At 61.9% G+C, this 23,623-nt stretch carries 19 protein-coding genes; 11 read left to right on the top strand and 8 right to left on the bottom strand.

What is annotated here, in order from left to right:
* Positions 1-2 precede the first annotated feature (2 nt).
* Positions 3-314, top strand: a complete 312-nt coding sequence (locus PMI26_RS17175; protein WP_007973953.1) for a Nif3-like dinuclear metal center hexameric protein — start codon at positions 3-5, stop codon at positions 312-314.
* 185 nt (positions 315-499) lie between these two features.
* Here PMI26_RS17175 and nagE read toward each other — a convergent pair whose 3' ends face one another.
* From nagE to PMI26_RS17210, 7 genes are all read right to left on the bottom strand, one after another.
* Positions 500-2,215: an N-acetylglucosamine-specific PTS transporter subunit IIBC gene (gene nagE / locus PMI26_RS17180; RefSeq protein WP_007973952.1), complete on the bottom strand. Its 1,716-nt coding sequence runs from the start codon at positions 2,213-2,215 to the stop codon at positions 500-502.
* Between the two features lie 41 nt (positions 2,216-2,256).
* Positions 2,257-4,773 (bottom strand): phosphoenolpyruvate--protein phosphotransferase, encoded by a 2,517-nt coding sequence (gene ptsP / locus PMI26_RS17185; protein WP_007973951.1) that lies wholly within the window; start codon positions 4,771-4,773, stop codon positions 2,257-2,259.
* Positions 4,774-4,940: 167 nt separating this feature from the next.
* Entirely contained in the window at positions 4,941-5,963 is a 1,023-nt protein-coding gene (locus PMI26_RS17190; protein WP_007973949.1) for an SIS domain-containing protein, read from the bottom strand.
* The gene (gene nagA, locus PMI26_RS17195; protein ID WP_007973948.1) at positions 5,944-7,050 is read right to left on the bottom strand and encodes an N-acetylglucosamine-6-phosphate deacetylase; all 1,107 of its coding nucleotides are present in this window, start codon (positions 7,048-7,050) and stop codon (positions 5,944-5,946) included. Before nagA ends, PMI26_RS17190 begins: the two co-directional genes overlap by 20 nt.
* Positions 7,051-7,085: 35 nt before the next feature.
* Positions 7,086-7,817: a GntR family transcriptional regulator gene (locus PMI26_RS17200; protein WP_007973947.1), complete on the bottom strand. Its 732-nt coding sequence runs from the start codon at positions 7,815-7,817 to the stop codon at positions 7,086-7,088.
* A 284-nt stretch (positions 7,818-8,101) separates the two neighbouring features.
* On the bottom strand, positions 8,102-8,605 hold the full coding sequence (locus tag PMI26_RS17205) for a L,D-transpeptidase family protein (protein ID WP_007973946.1): 504 nt from the start codon (positions 8,603-8,605) through the stop codon (positions 8,102-8,104).
* Between the two features lie 122 nt (positions 8,606-8,727).
* Positions 8,728-9,279 carry an NUDIX hydrolase gene (locus tag PMI26_RS17210; RefSeq protein WP_007973944.1) on the bottom strand — a complete coding sequence of 184 codons (552 nt, stop codon included), beginning with the start codon at positions 9,277-9,279 and terminating at the stop codon, positions 8,728-8,730.
* A gap of 147 nt (positions 9,280-9,426) precedes the next feature.
* On the opposite strand from PMI26_RS17210, the gene PMI26_RS17215 reads away from it, so the two are divergent.
* The 8 genes from PMI26_RS17215 (at position 9,427) to guaA (ending at position 16,883) form a co-directional block, all read left to right on the top strand.
* Positions 9,427-10,026, top strand: coding sequence for a CoA pyrophosphatase (locus PMI26_RS17215; RefSeq protein WP_007973942.1), 600 nt, complete (start codon positions 9,427-9,429; stop codon positions 10,024-10,026).
* Between the two features lie 45 nt (positions 10,027-10,071).
* On the top strand, positions 10,072-10,596 hold the full coding sequence (locus PMI26_RS17220; protein WP_007973939.1) for a gamma carbonic anhydrase family protein: 525 nt from the start codon (positions 10,072-10,074) through the stop codon (positions 10,594-10,596).
* On the top strand, positions 10,593-10,808 hold the full coding sequence (locus PMI26_RS17225; RefSeq protein ID WP_007973937.1) for a DUF1289 domain-containing protein: 216 nt from the start codon (positions 10,593-10,595) through the stop codon (positions 10,806-10,808). Before PMI26_RS17220 ends, PMI26_RS17225 begins: the two co-directional genes overlap by 4 nt.
* Positions 10,809-11,033: 225 nt before the next feature.
* The gene (locus PMI26_RS17230; protein ID WP_007973936.1) at positions 11,034-11,501 is read left to right on the top strand and encodes a VUT family protein; all 468 of its coding nucleotides are present in this window, start codon (positions 11,034-11,036) and stop codon (positions 11,499-11,501) included.
* A gap of 77 nt (positions 11,502-11,578) precedes the next feature.
* Entirely contained in the window at positions 11,579-12,760 is a 1,182-nt protein-coding gene (purT, locus tag PMI26_RS17235) for a formate-dependent phosphoribosylglycinamide formyltransferase (protein ID WP_007973934.1), read from the top strand.
* Between the two features lie 200 nt (positions 12,761-12,960).
* Positions 12,961-13,509: a hypothetical protein gene (locus PMI26_RS17240; protein ID WP_007973932.1), complete on the top strand. Its 549-nt coding sequence runs from the start codon at positions 12,961-12,963 to the stop codon at positions 13,507-13,509.
* Between the two features lie 228 nt (positions 13,510-13,737).
* The gene (gene guaB, locus PMI26_RS17245; RefSeq protein WP_007973930.1) at positions 13,738-15,207 is read left to right on the top strand and encodes an IMP dehydrogenase; all 1,470 of its coding nucleotides are present in this window, start codon (positions 13,738-13,740) and stop codon (positions 15,205-15,207) included.
* A gap of 98 nt (positions 15,208-15,305) precedes the next feature.
* Positions 15,306-16,883, top strand: a complete 1,578-nt coding sequence (guaA, locus tag PMI26_RS17250; protein ID WP_007973927.1) for a glutamine-hydrolyzing GMP synthase — start codon at positions 15,306-15,308, stop codon at positions 16,881-16,883.
* Positions 16,884-16,966: 83 nt separating this feature from the next.
* Here the strand turns inward: guaA and PMI26_RS17255 are convergent, their stop codons facing one another.
* Positions 16,967-21,508, bottom strand: coding sequence for a membrane-targeted effector domain-containing toxin (locus PMI26_RS17255; RefSeq protein WP_007973925.1), 4,542 nt, complete (start codon positions 21,506-21,508; stop codon positions 16,967-16,969).
* 219 nt (positions 21,509-21,727) lie between these two features.
* Here PMI26_RS17255 and PMI26_RS17260 point away from each other — a divergent pair, with 219 nt between their 5' ends.
* Positions 21,728-23,104 (top strand): multicopper oxidase family protein, encoded by a 1,377-nt coding sequence (locus PMI26_RS17260; protein WP_007973923.1) that lies wholly within the window; start codon positions 21,728-21,730, stop codon positions 23,102-23,104.
* Positions 23,104-23,601, top strand: a complete 498-nt coding sequence (gene tadA / locus PMI26_RS17265; protein ID WP_007973921.1) for a tRNA adenosine(34) deaminase TadA — start codon at positions 23,104-23,106, stop codon at positions 23,599-23,601. Before PMI26_RS17260 ends, tadA begins: the two co-directional genes overlap by 1 nt.
* The last annotated feature ends 22 nt before the right edge of the window (positions 23,602-23,623 follow it).

Here is a 23,623-nt window from a genome sequence, read left to right as displayed (position 1 = left end):
CGATGTACAAGCTCAGCTTCTTTGTTCCGACCAGTCATGTGGAACAGGTCAAAAGTGCCGTATTCGCCGCCGGTGGTGGACGGATCGGCGCTTACGACCACTGTGCATGGCAAGTGTTGGGCCTCGGCCAGTTTCGCCCACTGGACGGCAGTCAGCCGTTCATTGGCGAGGCAGGGCAGGTCGAACAGGTCGACGAATGGAAAGTCGAGCTTGTAGTGGCCGATGAGTTGATTCGCTCGGTGGTGGCGGCTCTGAAACAGAGCCATCCCTACGAGACACCGGCTTATGAAGTGTGGCGGTTGGAGGATTTCTGATTCTCGTGCCGCTGAAATGAAAAACCCGCTGAAAGTGATTTCAGCGGGTTTTTTGTTGACCGGGTTTTTGTGGTGTTAGTGATGGCCTCATCGCGAGCAAGCTCGCTCCCACAATGGTCCAGTGTTTGCCGATCCAATGTGGGAGCGAGCTTGCTCGCGATGGCGGCCTATAAGGCACCGAGGATCTAAACCTTGGCACTGACCTCGCTGCGATTGACCAACGCTTCCAGCGCATCACTCAAACTCGGCGCCTTGTCGCCAACCAACAGATGCCAGATACCGCCTTCCAGCTGACTCACGCCCTGGCAACCCAGCGCTTTCAAATCACACTCCGACAACGCCTTGCCATTGGCCAGTTGCAAGCGGATGCGCGTCATGGCGATGCAGTCGAGTTGCAGCACATTGTCGCCACCCCCCAGCGCATTGAGCCATTGCTGCGCCTCGGGTGTTGCCACGGCGGCAGGTGGAGGCGCGTCGATTTCTGCTGCCGGTGACGACACCATGGCACGCCCCAGCGCCGGCATCGCCAGGCGAATTTCGTCGGCAATCGCATCGGCCATCGGCCCCACCACTACCTGCAAACTCCCGCCCTTGCCCGGACGCACCACGGCCATGGCGCCGAGCGCCTTCAGATCGGTATCCGAGGCCTTGTTGCGATCCACCATGTCCAGGCGCAATCGCGTGGTGCAGGCGCCGACGGTGATCAGGTTCTCCGCGCCGCCCAAGGCCTTGATGTAAGCCCCGGCGCGTTCATTGTCGGCCACCGCTACCTGCGGGGCGGCAGCGCTGGTTTCGCGTCCCGGCGTCTTCAGGTCGAAACGACGGATGCAGTAATCGAACACCACGTAATAGATCACGGCATACGCCAGGCCCACCGGGAACACCAGCCAGCCGTTGGTGGATTTTCCCCAGCCCAGCACCATGTCGATGAAGCCACCGGAGAACGTGAAGCCCAGGTGAATGTTCAGCGCATTGGTGATGGCCATCGACAGACCGGTCAGCAGCGCATGCAGCAGAAACAGCAGTGGCGCGAGGAACATGAAGGCGAATTCGATCGGCTCGGTCACGCCGGTCAGGAACGCGGTCAGGGCCATCGACAGGAAAATCCCGCCCATCACCTTGCGCCGTTCCGGCAGGGCGTTGCGGTACATCGCCAGGCACGCGGCGGGCAGGCCGAAGATCATCACCGGGAACATGCCGGTCATGAACTGGCCGCCTTTCGGGTCGCCGGCGAAATAGCGCGACAGGTCGCCGGTGACCAGCGCACCGGTGGTGGGGTCAGTGAAGTTGCCGAACACGAACCACGCCATGTTGTTGAGGATGTGGTGCAGGCCGGTGACGATCAGCAGGCGGTTGAACACGCCGAAGACGAACGCACCAATGCTGCCACTCTCCATCATCAGCGTGCCGAAGCTGTTGATGCCGTGCTGGATCGGCGGCCAGATATAGCCGAACACCACGCCCAGGCCCACGGCGGCGAACCCGGTGACAATCGGCACGAACCGTCGGCCACCGAAGAAGGCCAGGTACTCCGGCAGCTTGATGTCCTTGAAGCGGTTGTACAGCGCGCCGGCCATCAGGCCGCTGACGATCCCGGCGAGCATGCCCATGTTGATGCTCGGGTCGAGCACCTTGAGGGTGGCGATCATCACCAGATAGCCGATTACCCCGGCAAGTCCCGCCGTACCGTTGTTGTCCTTGGCGAAACCGACCGCGATGCCGATGGCGAAGATCATCGCCAGGTTGGCAAAGATCACCTGGCCGGCGTCGTGGATGATCGCGATGTTCAGCAGGTCGGTATCGCCCAGGCGCAGCAGCAGGCCGGCAATCGGCAGGATCGCGATCGGCAGCATCAGTGCGCGGCCGAGGCGTTGCAGGCCTTCGATGAAAAGTTGGTACATGGCGGATCTCCCTGGATTTTTGTTCTTCTTTTGTAAAGAGCTCAGCTCAGAGGCCAATGCTGGTGGCAGGCATGACGCACGGCGCTGGCGCTGCTCAGCTTGAGCAGGCCCTGGCTGATGCGCCGGCATTCGCTGGCGTCGAGATGACGCACGCGGTCCTTGATTTCACCGATCTGTACCGGGCTCACCGACAGCTCGCTAACCCCCAGGCCGATCAACACCGGCGTGGCCAGCGGATCGGACGCCAGTGCACCGCACACACCGACCCAACGCTTGTGCTGCGCCGCACCGGCGCAGGTCTGGGCGATCAACCGCAGCAGGGCCGGGTGCAGCGCATCGACGCGCGCGGCGAGCCCGGCGTGGTCGCGGTCCATGGCCAGGGTGTATTGCGACAGGTCATTGGTGCCGATGGACAGGAAGTCCGCGTGCTCCGCCAGTTGCTCGGCCAGCAGCGCGGCGGCCGGCACTTCAATCATCACCCCCAGCTCCGGGCGCTGCGCCAGGCCCAGTTCGGTGGACAAGGCGTCGAGGCGCTGGCGGATGTGCAGCAGTTCATCGACCTCAGTGATCATCGGTAGCAGGATCCGGCAGCGTGACAACGGGTGCAGGTGCAGCAGCGCGCGCAGTTGCTGGTCGAGCAGTTCCGGGCGGACCTGGGCCAGGCGAATGCCGCGCAGGCCGAGCACCGGGTTGGCCTCGGCGGGCAGTGGCAGGTAATCGAGTTGCTTGTCGCCACCGACGTCGATGGTGCGGATGATCACCGACTTGTCGCCCATGGCATCGAGCACGGCTTGATAGGCCTGGTGTTGTTCCTGTTCGTCCGGGGCGGTGTGGCGGTCGACAAAGAGAAATTCGGTGCGCAGCAAGCCGACGCCGTCGGCGCCATTGGCCAATGCGTCTGCCGCTTCCGTGCTGGACGCCACGTTGGCGGCGACTTCGATGCGCAGGCCATCGGTGGTCAGCGCCGGTGTGTGCGCCTGGGCCTGTTGTTCGGCCCGGCGTTGTTGCTGTTGCTGTTGCAGCTGGCGCACGTCGGCCAGGCGCTGTGTGCCGGGTGTCAGTTCGAGGCGACCGCCGTCGGCGTCCAGCACCACCGGTTGTCCCTGTTGCTGATCGAGCAGCGTCGAGCCCAGTGCGACCATGCACGGCAGGCCTTTGCCCCGGGCCAGAATCGCCACGTGGGAGGTCGCACCGCCCTCGGCCATGCACAGCCCGGCGACGCCTTGCTGGCTCAGTTGCAACAAGTCGGAGGGCGTCAGTTCATGGGCCGCAACGATGGCGCCGGCCGGCACGTCGTAATGCCAGGTATCGCCGAGCAATACGCGCAGCACCCGTTGCTTGAGATCGCGCAGGTCGTTGGCGCGTTCGGCGAGCAATGTGCTGCCGGTTTGCTGGAGCACTTCGCATTGCGTGTCGATGGCCTGGCTCCAGGCGTGGGTCGCGGCCGTGCCCTGGTCGACGGATTGGCTGGCAGCGTCGAGCAAGGCCGGGTCTTCGAGCAGCGCCAGGTGTGCGGCGAAGATCGCCTCTTCAGCGCTGTCCTTGTGTTTTTTTGCCTGGGCCAGGGTGTGGTCGATTTCGCTGCGCACCTGGCTCAGTGCCGCGTCCAGAACCTGGCGTTGCTGTTGCGGATCATGATGGCCGGCGTCCACTGGCAGGCTGATCGCATTCAGGCGAAACAGCGGCCCGCCGACCAGGCCGGGCGCCGCGCAGACGCCGTGCAACACACCGGCTTCGGCGGGGCGATTGCGTTGGGCGATCGTCGGTGGGGCGGCGGTGTGACTGTCTTCAGCCAGGGCTGTGGATAACGCGGTGAGCAAGGCTTGCAGCGCGGCTTCGGCGTCCGGGCCCTGGCAACTGACCTGGACTTCTGCCTGCTCGCCGATGGCCAGCCCCATCAGGCCGATCAGGCTGTCGCAGGTGGCCGACTTGCCGGCGAAGTGCAGCTGCGATTTGCTTTTGAAACCTTGCGCGGTCTGGCGGATCAACGCGGCCGGCCGGGCGTGCAGGCCGCCACGGTGAGCAATGCGTACGAGGCCGACAATCTCTGCGCCGGCAAACTCGACATCGACTTCTGCGGTCGATGTCTGTCGACGAATGATGTGCAGCAGCGGCTCACCGACTTTCACCGATTTGAGGGTGATGGGCCGCGCCTGAAAGTCCTGGCTGTTGGTGAGGATCAGCAGGCTGACCAGGCTTTTGCACTGTTGCGCGACCTTGTCCAGGTCGTAGCGCAGCAGGGGCTGGCCGTTGGCGACGCGCGCGCCTTCCTTGACCAGCATCGAGAAGCCTTGGCCCTGCAGCTCGACCGTGTCGAGGCCCAGGTGCAGGAGCAATTCCGCGCCGTTGTCGGCACGCAAGGTCAGCGCGTGACCGGTGCGCGCGACATGCACCACCACACCCGCGCAGGGGGCGTGGAGCGTGTCGTTGAGCGGATCGATGGCGATACCGTCGCCCATGGCGCCGCTGGCAAACACCGGGTCCGGGACTTTGGCGAGCGTGAGCACCGGGCCGCTGAGCGGGGCGCTTAAAGTCAGCTCTTTATTGTTGTTATGCATGGCTCGGTCTCATCAAAAAATACAGTTCGGATCAACGCGCTTCTCTGTAGGAGCGAGCTTGCTCGCGAAGAACCTGAGAACAACGCGTTCATTCAGGAAGAACGCGTCATCGTTCACGTCCATCGCGAGCAGGCTCGCTCCTACAGGTCCATCAATCGCCATTCGATTTAGTGCGTACGGGTGACTTTGCTCAAGTGCCGCGGCTGGTCCGGGTCCATGCCGCGGGCCACGGCCAGGCCGGCGGCCATCACGTAGAAACTCTGGATCGCCAGAATCGGGTCGAGGGCCGGGTGTTCGGCGCGGGTCAGGGTCAGGTCGCGCTCGAGCACGTCATCCGGTGCGGCCAGCAGGACACGGGCGCCGCGCTGGCGCATGTCGGCGGCCAGGCTCAGCAGGCCGGCCTGTTCGGCGCCCCGTGGGGCAAACACCAGCAGCGGGTAGTTGTCGCCGATCAGGGCCATCGGGCCGTGGCGGACTTCGGCGCTGCTGAAGGCTTCGGCCTGGATGGCCGAGGTCTCTTTGAATTTGAGCGCTGCTTCCTGGGCGATGGCGAAACCGGCGCCCCGGCCGATCACCATCAGCCGCTGGCAATCGCGCAAGGCCTCGATGGCCGGGCTCCAGTCCTGCTGCGCGGCGTTGCGCAGGCCGTCGGGCAAGGCCAAACCAGCCTCGAGCAGTTCGGCGTCGTCCTTCCAGTGCCCGATCAACCGCGCGCTGGCGCTCAGGGTGGCGATGAAACTCTTGGTCGCGGCGACGCTGCTTTCAGTGCCGGCACACAGCGGCAGGCTGAACTCACAGGCGGCTTCCAGCGGCGAGTCCTCGGCATTGACCAGCGAAATGCTCAAGGCGCCGCGCTTGCGCAACAGGCGCAGGCTGTTGACCAGGTCCGGGCTTTGCCCCGATTGCGAGAAGGCGAATGCCACCTGGCCGCTGACCTTCAGCGGTGCCTGCTGCATGGTCACCACCGACATCGGCAGCGACGCCACCGGGATGCCCAGCAGCTGCATGGTCAGGTAGGCGAAGTAGCTGGCGGCGTGGTCGGAGCTGCCGCGCGCCACGGTCATGGCCACTTGCGGCGGCTGACGACGCAGGCGTCCGGCGATCTCGATCATCTGCGGGTCAAGTTTTTGCAATTGGGCTTGCACGGCCTCGAACGAGGACAGCGCCTCTTCAAGCATTTTTGAAGTCAATGTCTTCTCCTTCGACCATGACGGCGGTCAGTTTCAGTGAGCGATCCAGCCGCACGCAGTCGGCCCAGGCCCCCGGTTGCAGGCGCCCGCGTTCGGTGAGGCCGAGGTAGTCGGCGGGGAATTGCGACAGGCGCTGCGAGGCTTCGGCGATGGGCAGGCCGATTTTCACCAGGTTGCGCAACGCCTGATCCATGGTCAGGGTGCTGCCGGCCAAGGTGCCGTCGGGCAGGCGCACGCCGCCCAGGCACTTGGTCACGGTGTGGCTGCCGAGTTTGTACTCGCCGTCGGGCATGCCGGCGGCGGCGGTCGAGTCGGTGACGCAGTACAGGCCCGGGATCGAGCGCAGCGCGACGCGGATGGCGCCGGGGTGCACGTGCAGCAGGTCGGGAATCAGTTCGGCGTATTTGGCGTGGGCCAGTGCGGCGCCGACGATCCCCGGCTCGCGGTGATGCAGCGGACTCATGGCGTTGTAGAGGTGGGTGAAGCTGCTGGCGCCGGCCTCCAGCGCCGCGACGCCTTCCTCGTAACTGCCCAGGGTGTGGCCGATCTGCATGCGGATGCCGCGGCGGCTGAGGTCGCGGATCAAGGCGTCGTGACCGGCGATTTCCGGGGCAATGGTGATCACCCGGATCGGCGCCAGTGCCAGGTACGCTTCGACCTCGGCCATCAATGCGGTATGGGCGAAGTTGGGTTGCGCGCCGAGCTTGCCGGGGTTGATGTAGGGGCCTTCGAGGTGCACGCCGAGCACCCGGGCGCAACCTTGTGGCCGCTGCTCACAGAATTCGCCGACGGCTTCGAGCACGCTGCTGATCTCTTCGCTCGGCGCCGTCATGGTGGTGGCCAGCAGCGACGTGGTGCCGAAGCGCACGTGAGTGCGGGTGATGGTTTCGAAGGCGGGCCTGCCTTCCATGATGTCTTTGCCGCCACCGCCGTGAACGTGCAGGTCGATGAAACCCGGCAGCAGATAAGGCAGGTCGTTGTCCGCCGGATCGCAAGGGACGCCTTCGATGGACACGACCTTGCCGTGGGCGTGGACCAGTCGGCCGCGAACCCAGCCGCGGGCGGTGAGGATGTTGTCTTCGGACATGTCGGGATCTCGGTTTTTAGCGACCGGCTGTTTTGTCAGCGACGCAGTTCGGCCACAAAGTCGTAGTAGTCGTTGCGGCAATAGGTGTCGGTGACTTCGATGGGCGTGTTGTCTTCCAGGTAGCCGACCCGGGTCATCAGCAGCATGGCGGTGCCGGGGGCGATGCCGACCAGCGCGGCGAACTCGTCCGAGGCGTTGATCGCCTGGATGTGCTGCAAGGCGCGCACCACCGGCTTGCCGATGCCGTCGAGGAATTCGTAGAGGGAGTCGCCCACCGATTGCGGCTTGGGAATGATCGAGGCGGGCAGGGTGCTCATCTCGATGGCCATCACGGTGTCGTCGGCCTTGCGCAGGCGTTTGAGCCGCGCGACCTTGTCGTTGGGCGACAGGCCGAGGCGGATCAGCTCTTCGTGGGTCGGCAGGGTGATTTCCCGCTCCAGCCATTGCGAACCGGGCACGAAACCCTTGAGACGGAGCATTTCACTGAAACCGGACAGTCGCGATAGCGGTTGTTCGAGGCGCGGCGTGATGAAGGTGCCGGAGCCCTGGTTACGGCGGATCAGGCCTTGTTCGAACAACACTTCCAGCGCCTTGCGGGCGGTGACGCGGGAGATGCCCAGGGTCTCGCTCAGATGGCGCTCCGACGGCATGGCCTGTTCGGCTTTCCACTGGCCGGCATGGATCGCCGCTTCCAGATTGCGTGCCAGTTGCAGGTACAACGGCGTGGGTTGAGTGTCGTCGGGGCGCAGGGCCTGTAGGTCGTTCATGTAGGCATTGTCCGATGCGGATATAGGATTGTTGTCGCCCGGTTGTGAGGCGAAACTAATACCACTTGAATACCATGTCAACGCGGGTGTTTTACAAGAATTGCCTGATTGTGGCCGGCTGGAGGTGTGGTGGTTTGAAGTGGTATTAGCGGTGGGCTTTAAAACGACAAAGATCGCAGCCTGCGGCAGCTCCTACAGAGCGAAATGGTATTCACCCTGTAGGCGCCGCCGCAGGCTGCGATCTTTTGATTTTATTTTTTGATGCCGACCAATGGTCGAGGGAATTACGGACGAATCTCGATCATCGTGCCGTCCGGCACCAGGTTCCAGACTTCACGCATGTCCATGTTGCGCATGGCGATGCAGCCGTCGGTCCAGTCCAGGGTGTGGAACAGGTCTTCCGGGGTGTCTTCGGTGTCCGGGGTGCCGTGGATCATGATCATGCCGCCGGGCTCGACGCCTTCACGACGGGCGCGGGCCGAATCGCTGATGTTCGGGTAGGAAATGTGCATCGCCAGGTTGAATTTATCACTGACCTTGCGCCAGTCGACCCAGTAGAGGCCTTCCGGGGTGCGCTTGTCGCCTTCCATCAGTTTCGGCCCCTTGGGACGCTTGCCCAGGGAGATGCGATAAGTCTTGAGCGGCTTGCCGTCATTGATCAATTGCAATTGATGGGACGACTTGAGAACCAGGATTTTCTCGATGACCTTGCCGTCCAGGGGTTCCAAGGCAGAAGCCTGGGACACCGCGACGAAAGACAAACAGAACAGGGCAAGCAACCAGCGCATTGAAACGATTCCCCAGGAGGTGTCGCGACTATTTATTTATAGATGTTTTATGTAGGAGCTGTCGAAGGCTCGGGCCGCGTTCGGACGATTTTTCAGCGACTACGAATGATACCAATATGGCATCAGATTATGGCAGGTTGAGCAAGCGGCGGAATCGATTCAGACCGTACGGGATAGACCTCGGTCCGCCGGTCAGCGAAGAAGCATTCTAAGGTACGGCCCACCGTGCGGAAAGCCAGCTCATCCCAAGGAATGTCCGCTTCGTCGAATAGTTGCACTTCCAGGCTCTCGGGGCCGGCAGAAAAATCCAGGTCCGCAAGCGTGGCACGGAAGAACACATGCACCTGGCTGATGTGTGGCACATCGATCAGGGTATAGATGCTCAGGTTGCGCACCCGGGCGCAGGCTTCCTCGGCGGTTTCGCGAATGGCGGCCTGTTCGATTGTCTCGCCGTTCTCCATGAAACCGGCGGGCAGGGTCCAGTAGCCGCGGCGCGGCTCGATGGCCCGCCGGCACAGCAACACCTTGCTGCCCCAGGTCGCCACGCAGCCGGCGACTATATTGGGGTTCTGGTAGTGGATGGCCTGACAGCTGTCGCAGACAAAACGCAGGCGTGAATCGCCCTCGGGAATGCGCTGGGTCACCGGGTTACCGCACTGGCTGCAAAATTTCATGCTGGGGTTCCTGAATGCTGCGCCTATCTTGGCGTGCTGCGGTGCCGGTCGGCAAGTTGTCGTTTCGCGACATGGGGCGGTTGCGGGGGTTGGGCGACCGCAGCGATTGGTGCATGATGCCGGGTAAGGCACAAATCGAGAACACTCATGCTGGACGAGCTACTGCATCGGGTTAGTAACCACACTCCACGCACGCTGGAGACCGATCGTCGTTTTCCCGAGGCCGCAGTGCTGGTGCCCATCACCCGCAGTGACGAGCCCGAGCTGGTTTTGACCCTGCGTGCCAGCGGCCTGTCGACCCATGGCGGCGAAGTCGCCTTCCCCGGTGGTCGCCGCGACCCCGAAGACTCCGACCTGATTTTCACCGCCCTGCGTGAAGCCGAAGAAGAAATAGGCCTGCCGCCGGGGCTGGTCGAGGTGATCGGCCCGCTCAGCCCGCTGATCAGCCTGCATGGCATCATGGTCACGCCCTATGTCGGGGTGATCCCGGATTTTGTCGAATACCGGGCCAACGATGCCGAGATCGCCGCGGTGTTCAGCGTGCCCCTGGAATTCTTCCGCAAAGACCCTCGCGAACATACCCATCGCATCGACTATCAGGGCCGCAGCTGGTACGTGCCGAGCTATCGCTTTGGCGAATACAAGATCTGGGGGCTGACGGCGATCATGATCGTCGAGTTGATCAACCTGCTGTATGACGCCAAAATCAGCCTGCATCAACCTCCCAAAAGCTTTATCAATACCTGAAGCCATCGTTCGAATGGCACTGCCCGAGCCCTGAGGAATACAACAATGAAATACCGCCTGGGCGACGCCCGTGTCGAAACCCATCCACAGAGCTGGGTCGCCCCCAATGCCGTGCTGGTGGGCAAGGTCAAGCTGGAGGAGGGCGCCAACGTCTGGTTCAACGCCGTGCTGCGCGGCGACAACGAGTTGATCCTGATCGGCAAGAACAGCAACGTCCAGGACGGCACCGTGATGCACACCGACATGGGCTATCCGCTGACCATCGGCACCGGCGTGACCATCGGCCACAACGCCATGCTTCACGGCTGCACCGTCGGCGACAACAGCCTGATCGGCATCAACGCGGTGATTCTCAATGGCGCGAAGATCGGCAAGAACTGCATCATCGGCGCCAATTCGCTGATCGGCGAAGGCAAGGAGATTCCGGACGGGTCGCTGGTCATGGGGTCGCCCGGCAAAGTGGTGCGCGAATTGACCGAGCCGCAAATCAGGATGCTGGAAGCCAGCGCTGCCCACTATGTGCACAACTCGCAGCGTTATGCCCGCGATCTGGTCGAGCAGGAAGAATGAGCACGCCCGAACGCCCGGTGGCATCGCCCTGCGTGAGCATTTGTGCGCTGGATGACGATGATATCTGCACCGGTTGCCAGCGTACGGTTGAGGAAATCACCCGCTGGAGCCGCATGACCAACGACGAACGGCGCACGGTGCTGGGGTTGTGTCATGAGCGGGCCAAGGCCAGTGGGCTGGTGTGGATGTTACCCACCAAATCCAATAACTAAGTCGGTCGCGCTTTTGTGGCGAGGGGGCTTGCCCCCGTTGCGCTGCGCAGCAGCGCCAAATCCTGCAATCACATTCTGTCTGACCAACCTGGCCCGCTGAATTTACGACTGCTGCGCAGTCGAACGGGGGCAAGCCCCCTCGCCACAAAAGCGCTTCGCCACAGGTTATTTGTGTACCGAAGATGAAGTACCCTGTGCACAAAATTGACAGGTACTACTGCTCCCATGCTCTTCCTGATCACCTACATCAGCAGCGTCGTGCTGATCAACTTCGCCTTCTCCACCGCCCCCCACCTGGACATCATCTGGTCGGCCTGGGGCGGGCTGGTGTTTATCCTGCGCGACATGGTGCAAACCCGTTTCGGGCATGGCGCCCTCATGGCGATGCTGGTGGCGCTGGTGTTGTCCTACGCCACCTCCGATCCGTCCATCGCCCTGGCCAGCGCCACGGCGTTCGCGGTTTCCGAGTGCATCGACTGGCTGGTGTTCAGCATCACCAAGCGCCCGCTGCATGATCGCCTGTGGATAAGTTCGGCCCTGAGCATTCCCCTCGATACCTTTATCTTTTTCGGCATGATCGACGCCCTGACGCCGGGGGTGATCCTCACCGCCCTGGGTTCGAAATTCGCCGGGGTCACCGCCGTGTGGCTGATCATGGCCTGGCGCCTGCGCAAACAGGCTGTCGTCAGCTGAAGTTCATGTAAAATGCCGCGCTTTCTCCCCATGGGAAGCGTGCTTCCCTCGATGATCCGCTTCTTGAGGACCTTCAGATGACCCGTATCGGAACTCCATTGTCGCCCACCGCGACCCGCGTATTGATGTGTGGCTGTGGCGAGTTGGGCAAGGAAGTGGTGATCGAGCTGCAACGCCTGGGCGTTGAAGTGATTGCCGTGGATCGCTACGCCAACGCGCCGGCCATGCAGGTGGCGCACCGCAGCCACGTGATCAACATGCTCGATGGCGCTGCCCTGCGTGCCGTGATCGAGGCCGAGAAGCCGCACTTCATCGTTCCGGAAATCGAAGCCATCGCCACCGCGACCCTGGTGGAGCTGGAGGCCGAAGGTTTCACCGTGATCCCGACCGCCCGCGCCGCGCAACTGACCATGAACCGCGAAGGCATCCGTCGCCTGGCCGCTGAAGAGCTGGACCTGCCGACCTCGCCGTACCACTTCGCCGACACCTTCGAGGACTACAGCAAAGCCGTTGAGGACCTCGGCTTCCCATGCGTGGTCAAGCCGGTCATGAGTTCCTCGGGCAAAGGCCAGAGCCTGCTGCGCAGCGTCGATGACGTGCAGAAAGCCTGGGATTACGCCCAGGAAGGTGGCCGTGCCGGTAAAGGTCGGGTGATCATCGAAGGCTTCATCGATTTCGACTACGAAATCACCCTGCTGACCGTGCGCCATGTCGGCGGCACCACCTTCTGCGCGCCGGTCGGCCATCGTCAGGAGAAGGGCGACTACCAGGAGTCCTGGCAGCCGCAGGCCATGAGCCCGATTGCCCTGGCTGAATCCGAACGCGTCGCCAAAGCCGTGACCGAAGCCCTGGGTGGTCGTGGTCTGTTCGGCGTCGAGTTGTTCATCAAGGGTGATCAGGTGTGGTTCAGCGAAGTCTCGCCGCGCCCGCACGACACCGGTCTGGTCACGCTGATCTCTCAGGACCTGTCGCAGTTCGCCCTGCATGCACGGGCCATTCTCGGCCTGCCGATCCCGTTGATCCGTCAGTTCGGGCCATCGGCTTCGGCGGTGATTCTGGTGGAAGGGCAGTCGACCCAGACCGCTTTCGCCAACCTCGGTGCCGCCTTGAGCGAGCCGGATACCGCGCTGCGCCTGTTCGGCAAGCCTGAAGTCAAAGGCCAGCGCCGCATGGGCGTGGCCCTGGCGCGCGACGAGTCGATCGAAGCCGCCCGCGCCAAGGCGACCCGTGCTTCGCAGGCGGTTGTGGTAGAGCTGTAAAACTTCTCGGGCAAGTCTGCAATCCCTGTGGGAGCGGGCTTGCCCGCGAAGGCGTCGGCACAGCCAACATAGGTGTTGACTGACCCACCGTCTTCGCGGGCAAGCCCGCTCCCACAGGATCGGTACCAGGCATCAGGTCGGGGTCGACCTATAATTTGTGGATGCCCAAGACCCTTCATCAATGCTCCAGGCCTGTACCCATGAATTCCCAAAGCATCATCGTCCCGAAAATCTCCACCCTGCCGGTGCACGAGCCCCGGGCCCGGGCCGTTGTGCGCTGGCTGGTGCGCAAGAACATCATCCAGGAAGAGCTGACCACCTGTGGTCGCACCGGCAATCGCATGGCCCATGCCATCGCTGACGGTGCCCGCGCAGTGGTCCTGCACCCCGAAGCCCTGCCGTTCGGCGAGCCGGTCAATGGCCTGGAGATCATTACCAAACGCTGCATCTATACGCCGGCCAAGGGGTTCCTAGAAGAAGCAGGTTGCGCCGAGTGTCGCAAGGAAGTCGGTGAAGCGCTGTTCGAAAGCCTGGAAGACTGGATGCCGGGGCGCACCGATAACTTCACCTGCCCGGAATGCGGGCATGAAGACGACATCAACGGCTTTCTGTTCTTGCAGGAATGCGGCTTCTCCAACCTCGGGTTCATTTTCAACAACTGGGCCGAAGCCGGGTTCAAGCAAAGCTTTCTCGACGAATTCGCCGATTGGCTCGATCAGCCGGTCAGCTGGGTGAAAGTCGAACTCTGACGGTAGGAGCTGCCGAAGGCTGCGATCTTTTGACTTTGATTTTTCAAGATCAAGATCAAAAGATCGCAGCCTTCGGCAGCTCCTACAGGAACGTGGTGAATACCGTAGATTCGGGCATTAATTCCCGTATGTCAGTAATGCCAATAATAGTCAGAGTTTTACATTGAACCCGAGGGGGTGTCTGACTATAATGGCGCGCTTCCATTTTCCCGCTCGGGAGCCCCCGCGATGCTGCGTATCAGCCAAGAAGCTCTGACATTCGACGACATTCTCCTAGTGCCCGGTTATTCCGAGGTGCTTCCTAACGAAGTCAGTCTCAAGACCCGCCTTACCCGTGGCATCGAGCTGAATATTCCACTGGTCTCCGCCGCCATGGACACCGTCACTGAAGCCCGTCTGGCAATTGCCATGGCTCAGGAAGGTGGTATCGGCATCATCCACAAGAACATGACCATCGAGCAGCAAGCTGCCGAAGTCCGCAAGGTCAAGAAGTTCGAAGCCGGTGTCGTAAAAGACCCGATCACCATCGAGGCTGATGCCACGGTGCGCGACCTGTTCGAACTGACCCGCCTGCACAACATCTCCGGCGTTCCGGTACTGCACAATGGCGACCTGGTCGGCATTGTCACCTCCCGTGACGTGCGTTTCGAGAACCGTCTGGAAGCCACTGTCCGTGAAGTGATGACGCCTAAAGAGCGTCTGGTCACGGTCAAGGAAGGCGCCGACAAGAACGATGTGCGTGAGCTGCTGCACAAGCACCGCATCGAGCGCGTGCTGATCGTCGACGACAAGTTCGCCCTCAAAGGCATGATGACCGTCAACGACATCGAAAAAGCCAAGGCTTACCCGCTGGCCAGCAAGGACGATCAAGGTCGTCTGCGCGTTGGTGCTGCCGTCGGTACCGGTAAAGACACCGGTGACCGCGTCGCTGCCCTGGTCAACGCCGGCGTTGACGTGGTGGTGGTCGACACCGCTCACGGTCACTCCAAGGGCGTGATCGATCGCGTTCGCTGGGTCAAGCAGAACTTCCCTGAGGTGCAGGTCATCGGCGGCAACATCGCCACCGGCGCTGCCGCCAAGGCCCTGGCCGAAGCCGGCGCTGACGCGGTCAAGGTCGGTATCGGCCCTGGCTCGATCTGCACCACCCGTATCGTCGCCGGTGTCGGCGTACCGCAAATCAGTGCCATCGCCAACGTCGCCGCTGCCCTCGAAGGCACTGGCGTACCGTTGATCGCCGACGGCGGTATCCGTTTCTCCGGTGACCTGTCCAAGGCCATCGTAGCCGGTGCTTCCTGCGTGATGATGGGCTCGATGTTCGCCGGTACCGAAGAAGCGCCGGGCGAGATCGAACTGTTCCAGGGCCGTTCGTACAAGGCTTATCGCGGCATGGGTTCGCTGGGCGCCATGTCCCAGGCCCAGGGTTCCTCCGACCGTTACTTCCAGGACTCCTCGGCAGGCGCCGAGAAGCTCGTTCCGGAAGGCATCGAAGGGCGTGTTCCGTACAAGGGCACCCTGAGCGCGATCATCCACCAGTTGATGGGCGGCCTGCGCTCCTCGATGGGCTACACCGGTAGCGCCAACATCGAAGAGATGCGCACCAAGCCCGAGTTCGTGCGGATCACCGGCGCCGGCATGGCCGAGTCCCACGTCCACGACGTGCAGATCACCAAGGAAGCGCCAAACTACCGCGTAGGTTGAGCCTTCCAGCAAAAAGTTAACGACCGGGGCTGTTTTATTCAGCCCCGAGTTGTTTCTGAATCACGACTGTTTCCGAATTTTTTAGACGAGACTGAATCATGGCCCTCGACATTCACGCTCACCGCATCCTGATCCTCGACTTCGGTTCCCAGTACACCCAGCTGATCGCCCGCCGCGTGCGCGAAATCGGTGTGTACTGCGAACTGCATCCGTTCGACATGGACGAAGATGCGATCCGCGAATTCGCTCCTAAAGGCGTCATCCTCGCCGGTGGCCCGGAGTCGGTTCACGAAGCCAACAGCCCTCGCTGCCCGCAAGCCGTTTTCGACCTGGGCGTGCCGGTCTTCGGTATCTGCTACGGGATGCAGACCATGGCCGAACAACTGGGCGGCAAGGTTGAAGGTTCCGAGCTGCGTGAGTTCGGTTATGCCCGCGTTGACGTGGTCGGCAAGAGCCGTCTGCTCGACGGCATTGAAGACCACATCGACGCCGACGGCCTGTTCGGCCTCGACGTCTGGATGAGCCACGGTGACAAAGTCACCCGGATGCCGGAAGACTTCCACATCCTGGCCAGCACCCCGAGCTGCCCGATCGCCGGCATGTTCAGCGACGAGCGCCGTTACTACGGCGTGCAGTTCCACCCGGAAGTGACCCACACCAAGCAGGGCGGTCGCATCCTGTCGCGCTTCATCCTCGACATCTGCGAGTGCGAAGCGCTGTGGACCCCGTCGAAGATCGCTGAAGACGCCATCGCTCAGGTTCGCGCTCAGGTCGGCACCGACAACGTCCTGCTCGGCCTGTCCGGCGGTGTTGACTCGTCCGTGGTTGCCGCACTGCTGCACAAGGCCATCGGCGATCAGCTGACCTGCGTGTTCGTCGACAACGGCCTGCTGCGCCTGCACGAAGGCGAGCAGGTGATGGCCATGTTCGCCGAGAACATGGGCGTCAAGGTGATCCGCGCCAACGCCGAGGACCAGTTCCTCAACAACCTGGCCGGCGAAGCCGACCCGGAGAAGAAGCGCAAGATCATCGGCCGCACCTTCATCGACGTGTTCGATGCCGAATCCTGCAAGCTGGACAACATCAAGTACCTGGCCCAGGGCACCATCTACCCGGACGTGATCGAGTCGGCTGGCGCGAAAAGCGGCAAGGCCCACGTGATCAAGTCGCACCACAACGTGGGCGGCCTGCCGGAAGAAATGAACCTGAAACTGGTCGAGCCACTGCGCGAACTGTTCAAAGACGAAGTCCGTCGTCTGGGCCTGGAACTGGGCCTGCCGTACGACATGGTCTACCGTCACCCGTTCCCGGGCCCGGGCCTGGGCGTGCGCATCCTCGGTGAAGTGAAGAAGGAATACGCCGACCTGCTGCGTCGTGCCGACCACATTTTCATCGAAGAACTGCGCAAGGCCGACTGGTACCACAAGGTCAGCCAGGCGTTCGTGGTGTTCCAGCCGGTGAAATCGGTTGGCGTGGTCGGCGATGGCCGTCGTTACGCCTGGGTCGTGGCCCTGCGTGCGGTGGAAACCATCGACTTCATGACCGCGCGTTGGGCTCATCTGCCCTACGAACTGCTGGAAACCGTATCCGGCCGCATCATCAATGAAATCGAAGGCATCTCCCGCGTCACCTACGACGTGTCGAGCAAGCCGCCGGCGACCATTGAGTGGGAATGATCCCGCGCCAGCCTTGATGTTCTGAAGGCTGGAACACAAAAACCGTGTGAAATCCGATTTCACACGGTTTTTTTGTGCGCCGGTTACAGCGGTTGCGACCAGCCGGCCAGTGTCATGCCCATCTGATCCAGCCCATTCAATAGCGCTTTCATGCTGCCAAAGCGCTTGCCATTGATCGAAGGCCATTCGGGGCGTTCGATGTAGAAGCGGCCGTTATCGTTCTCGATGAGCGTACGCACGACTGCATTGCTGCGGCTGCGGTGCACCAGGAAGGTCATGCGCGGTTGCAGTTTCAAGGTGTACATCCCGCGGTGGGGCAAGGCCGCTTCGATTTCCGGCATGGTCTGCGCTTTCCATGGCGTTGCCATTCGCAAGAGCAAATCACCTTTGACCAAGGCGCTGCGATCGAACGCGGTTCCGCCCAACGGCAGGATTCTTCCCGGGTCGGCCTCGATGCCCACCGGGGCGCCTTCGGCGACATCTTCAACGCGTATGCCGATGGCTTCTTCCAGTTCGCTGACGCCCGCCACGCCTTCGAAGGTGTTGGAGTGGGAGTTGCCCATCAGCGCCACCCATTTGTGCGCGCCACGCAGGGCCTGGTCGCTGCGGATGATCGAGCGGGCGAAGTAGTTCATCATTTTCTGTCGCGCCGTGGGCTCAACCGCAGGCTCCAGCGAACCGACCTTCTCCATGCCGTTGAGCCGGTAGCTCGCCATGCAATCGATGGCCTGCACCCGAATCTTGAAACGACGGGCCTGTTTGACCAGTTGCAGAAACGTGTCGCGCCCCAGCGGGTCGGTCATGTTGCCGACATCGAGTGCGTTGAGGTAGCTCTCCAGGTCTTTCGCCATCGTCCCGGTTTCGAAATACGTATCCAGCGCCGCTTGATGGAAGTCGGTCAGCAGATGTTCCATGTACAGGGTCTTCACATTCTTGTTGGCCAGCAGCTCCATGTTCTCGATCAGCCACTGCTTGCTGGCGATGGAGCTATGGCTTTCGCCGATGACCAGGCCTCGGGCATGTTCGAGGCTTTTCGCGATGATGTCTTTGGCACTGGCCTCGGGAGCAAGCGCCGGGATCGGCGGACGTGCGGGAAGTTGTAGCTCGGCGTAAAAGCGCACGGCATCGCGATGCAGGCGTTTTCTGATCGCCTTGAAGTCGCGGTAGGGATCGTGCTCGTTGAGGCTGTCGTAGAAGTCGCGTAACGACTCGTCGTCCTGGCCGTTCGCGCCACCTTTCAGTTCGGCCTTCAACTGCTCGGGCATGTCGTACTCCGAGGCGGGCAAGCGCAGCATGGGTGTCTTGCCACCACCGTTGAGCCCGCCGCGCGGCATGGTTTGCCATTCACCCTGAGCGTTCAGGCGCACGGGGATCGAGTTGGAGAACGCGTGAGGGTTTTCCGGGTCGATGACGGCCCAGTGCCCGCCGCCGTTGAGGTCCGCTTCCCAACGCACGTAGTAAGGCGTGTGGTCGAGCATGATGGCGGTTGAAGGATTGGAGTTGAGTCGATAGATGCCCTGGAATTTTCCGGGCTCATCAACCATCGTTTCACCTTCAAGCAGTTCGTTGGCCTGCCAGTTGGAGGGAATGGTCGGGCGCGGGATGTCAGGCAACGCCTGTGCCACGTCTTGAAGTACCGGCCAGCCCATTGGCCGCATGCCTTTTGCGATCAGTGCCTGTTTCAGTTCCTCGTAACTATCCACCGTCATGGACTCGTAGGTCGGTGCGAGCGGGGTATCCAGATTGATCCTGCCGCCGGGAGTCAAACGGATAACACTGTCGGCCATGCGCCCCTCGGCGTTGCGATAGACCACCAGCACGCTGCTGCGGTAGCGCTGGAAGGTGAACATCCCCGGTTCCGGCAACAGCGCCCGCAGGTCTTGTGGCGTTCTGTAGGCCCACGGGGTTTCCACTTGCACACGCCAGTCGCCTTTGATCCAGGCCTGGAGGCTGTCGGGATCGGCCACACCGTCCGTTTCAAAAACGGGGGAGTCCGGATAGTCGGCAAACTCTACCGCTATCCCGGGATCGGCACTGACGGGCTGCGCCTGTCCCGGCGTGACGTCAGCGATGCGCACACTCAATGCATCGGTCTGTTCGCTGATGCCTTGGTAACCTCTGAATGCCGTCATGTTTTCTTGATTGACCAGGGCAACCCATTTCGACGACTCCTTCAATTGTTCGTTGAAGTTGATCACTTCACTGGCGAAAAAACCTCGCACCATCTGGTTCTGCGGTTCCGGGTCGAACGGGTCGTCATTGACGTTGTAAGTGGTGGACATGTCGATGGCCTGTACCCGGATGCGCTGGGCATTGGCCGTTTTCACCAACTGTTTGAGATTGAATTGACCTTCGGGATCGTTGCCCGCCTTCAAGTCGAGTTTGTTCAGGTAGTTCTCCAGTTCTTCGGACATCTCTGCGCTGCGGGCGAAGGCGTCCAGGTCGAGCTGATTGGCGTTCGCCAGCAGTTCCTGCAAGTACAGCGTCTTGACCCCACGCCGAGCCAGTTCGGGCATGTTCTCGATCAGGAACTGTTTGCTGCCGATGGCGCCGCGGCTCTCGCCGAAGACCAGCCCCGGCTTGCTTGCGAATGCAGTGTCGAGCAATTGCGCCGGGGTTTCGATCAGTTCGGCAGCAGGCCTCGGCAGGCGGAGCGTCGGTGGATGAAGCTGGTAATACGCGTTGGCATCGCTGATCAGGTTTCGGCGAGGTACATCCTGGGCCAGATCGAACTCGCTCACCGACACTGTTGCCCCTGATTCGGTGGTGAATACCGTGCGCACCTCGGCGCCGCCGAGTGCCCAGCTGCGCATTTCGGGGTCATCCAGTCCGGGCACATGAATGCCCTCCGATCGCGCCCACTCTTCGACGACGGGCGCGCCCGTTGCGCTTGCATCCGGTACAGGTGGCACGTCCATACCGCCCTGCAACCCCAGGCGCGGGATGACTTCCCACTTGCCATCGGCGGCCAGACGCACGGGAATCGAACCGGAAAAGGCATTGGGGTTGGCCGGGTCGATGATGGCCCAGTGGCCGCGACCGTTGAGATCGCTTTCGTAGCGCACGAAGTACGCGCTGTCATTGAGCTCGATCGCGGTGGAAGGGTTGGACGCGAGCTGATGAATGCCCTGGAACTTGCCGGGCTCTCGCATCAGCGTGTCCTCGGACAACGGCACGTCGATCCTGAAGTTGTCCGGCACCGTTGGCGTGCGCTCGGTGGGCAGACCGGTTTCCCTCGGTGCTGGTTTAACCGCGGGTTCGGTCGATTCAAGCAGATCGGACATCTCTTTGGCTTCGGCGGCTTCGATATCAGGGCCGATTTCCTCCAGCGAGCCCGGGCCCTTTAGGACCAGCAGGTTGAACAGCAAATCAATGCCGCTGAGCACCGCACCGAGGATCCCGGCCTTGCGCTCCTGCGCGGTTTTGCCATTCACCGCCTGATCGATGTTCAGACCGATACTGGCGATGCTGGCGCCGATCACGGGCAGGGCGACCGGCCAACCGACCACCGCCATCGGGCCGAAGACTTTCACGCCGGCGCTGAGGTAGCCGAGCCAGAGCTTTTTGCGCAGGTCGCCATTGGAGGTCAGCGAGAGCGCGGCTTCGGCGAACATCGCGTCCTTGGTCGAGTCGCGCAGCCAGGTGAAGGCATCGCCGCTGATGACCTGATCTTCCTGGTTGATCAGGTGATGATCGTACTGGCCCCAGGAGCTCACCAGCCGGTTCATGAGGTCGGTGATGTTCTCGTCGATTGCCTGCCGGTCAGCCTGGGAAAAGTGCGTCATGAACTGCCGGCGCACTTGTTTTTTGTTCATCTGCTGCAACACCCAGAAGTGCATGTCCGTCGCGGTTTCCAATACCGTGAACGCATTGATCTCACCGGGCAGGTAAACGATCTGGCGACCCTTGGGCGCGACAATGCGCAGCGCATTGATGGCGACGTAGCCGGCGACATCGAGGCTGCGAACATTGCCGGTGCAAGGGTGCAGCGCTTGCAGCATCGGCAGGCTGACGGGCCAGGTGACAGGGCCGATCACGGCTTGAGTGACGTACTGGAAATCCTCGTCACTCAACTGGCCTTTGTCCCGTGCTTTAACGGCTTTGATGAGAAAGTTGCATTTGGCCAGGGTGCGGAAATCGTCGCCGGATCGGGTCCAGAAGGTGGTCAGGCGTTCTTCGTACAGCGCGCTGAAATTGATGCTCCAGAAGTCCTTCAGCACGTCGTTGCCGTGCAGGCGCACTTCATTGCTTTCGTTGTAGATCTCTGCGTGGGGCCCCGCGGTGTAGAAGCCGCCATACACGTCGAGCAGGTCGGCGTTGTCCTGGTCGCCGACCCGAAAACGCTGGATCACCAGTTGCGTCAGGGTCATGGTCGACGTGGGCGTTGCGTGCACGTGCTCCCAACCGGTGAAGGCTTTCGAGCTGCTTTGGGAAGCGTCGAAACGATGGAAATAGACCTCGTCCGGATCGAGGCCGGTGACGTGGTACTTCTTCAGCAAATCGCTGGCGACTTCGTGGGCCGTGTCCTGCAGGCTCGGGCAGGTCTGGATCACGGTGGTGGCGATCGCCTTGAGGGCGGTCTTGTCGGCGGCATTGGGCAGCGGGCGGGTGTGTGTCGTGTTCATTGCACTCTCTTTCCTTGAGAATTCGAATGCCGAGGATGCTGCCCTCGTTCGATGAAGGTGCGCTGCATAGTTATGTCTCTTTATCCGCGAAATGGGTGTAGAGACACGGCCATCTGCGTCCATCCGCCGCGTTGCCCTTACTGTTTCGCAATCGCAGGTGTATCGTATTCGCCTTTTGCGGGTCCCTGGGGCCTGTCCGATTCGCGAGGTGGTTGGTTAATGTCCTTTTCCCGTCGACAAATACTCGGTGGTCTGGCCGGTCTTGTGGTGGTTGGCGTGGGAGCCGGTGGTGCGTCACGCTACTGGCTGGGCAAGATGGCCGATGCGGATGCAGGTCACGACTATGAGCTGATTGCGGCGCCGTTGGACGTGGAGTTGGTGGCCGGGCACAAGACCCAGGCCTGGGCCTTCGGTCCGTCGGCGCCGGGCACCGAGTTGCGGGTGCGCCAGGGTGAATGGCTGCGGGTGCGCTTCATCAACCACCTGCCGGTGGCGACCACCATTCACTGGCACGGTATCCGTTTGCCGCTGGAAATGGACGGCGTACCCTACGTCTCGCAATTGCCGGTGCTGCCGGGCGAGTACTTCGACTACAAATTCCGTGTACCGGATGCCGGCAGCTATTGGTATCACCCGCATGTGAACAGCAGCGAAGAACTCGGCCGTGGCCTGGTCGGCCCGCTGATCATCGAAGAGCGCGAGCCCACCGGTTTCAAGTACGAAAAGACCCTGAGCCTGAAGAGCTGGCATGTCGACGAGGTCGGCAATTTCGTCGAGTTCAGCATCCCCCGGGAAGCGGCCCGTGGCGGCACGGCGGGACGCCTGGCGACCATCAACGGTGTGCCGCAGGCGGTGATCGACTTGCCGGCCGGGCAGATCACCCGGGTGCGCATTCTCAATCTCGATAACACCCTGACCTATCGCCTGAACATTCCCGGCGTCGAAGCGCAGATCTATGCGCTCGACGGCAACCCCATCGAACCGCGCCCGCTGGGCAAGGAATACTGGCTCGGCCCCGGCATGCGCATTTGCCTGGCAATCAAGGCGCCTGCGGCCGGTGAAGAATTGTCCTTGCGCAACGGTCCGGTGCGCCTGGGTACCTTGCGTTCAGTGGCCAATACCGACGCACCGAGCGAATGGCCACCGGCACTGCCGGCCAACCCGATCGCCGAACCGGACCTGGCCAATGCCGAGAAACTCAACTTCAATTTCGAATGGGTCGGCTCGGTGTCGGTCAACGTCGACAACGGCAAGCCGCCGAGCCTGTGGCAGATCAACGGCAAGGCTTGGGACATCACTGACAAGACCTGCGCCGACCGCCCGATTGCCAAGCTGGAAAAGGGCAAGAGCTACATTTTCGAATTGAAGAACATGACCCAGTATCAGCACCCGATTCACCTGCATGGCATGAGCTTCAAGGTCATCGCCTCGAACCGGCACAAGGTGATTCCGTACTTCACCGACACTTATCTGCTGGGCAAGAACGAGCGCGCGCAAGTGGCGCTGGTGGCGGATAACCCCGGGGTCTGGATGTTCCACTGCCATGTGATCGATCACATGGAAACCGGCCTGATGGCCGCCATCGAGGTGGCGTGATGCGTCAGATTCGTCCCGCCGCCATCATCGATCGCAGCCGTGATCGCGAATTCATGCGTGAAGCCCTGGCCCTGGCCGCCCAAGGCGCGGCCCTGGGCGAAGTGCCGGTGGGCGCGGTGCTGGTGCAGGACGGTGAAATCATCGGGCGTGGCTTCAATTGCCCGATCAGCACCAGCGATCCCAGTGCCCACGCCGAGATGGTCGCGATTCGCGCCGCCGCCGAGGCCGTCAGCAACTACCGCCTGCCCGGCAGCACGCTGTATGTGACGCTGGAGCCGTGCAGCATGTGCGCCGGGCTGATCGTGCACTCGCGGATCACGCGGGTGGTGTATGGCGCGCTGGAGCCGAAGGCGGGGATTGTACAGAGCCAGGGGCAATTCTTTACCCAGGGCTTTTTGAATCACCGGGTGTTGCATGAGGGTGGGGTGTTGGCGGAGGAGTGCGGGGCTGTTTTAAGTGAGTTCTTCAAGGCCCGAAGAGCAAAACCTTCCGACTAAACACAGCCCCCCCTGTAGGAGC

This window comes from Pseudomonas sp. GM33 (assembly GCF_000282295.1).
GTDB lineage: Bacteria > Pseudomonadota > Gammaproteobacteria > Pseudomonadales > Pseudomonadaceae > Aquipseudomonas > Aquipseudomonas laurylsulfatiphila.
This window is presented reverse-complemented; position numbering and strand designations above follow the sequence as displayed.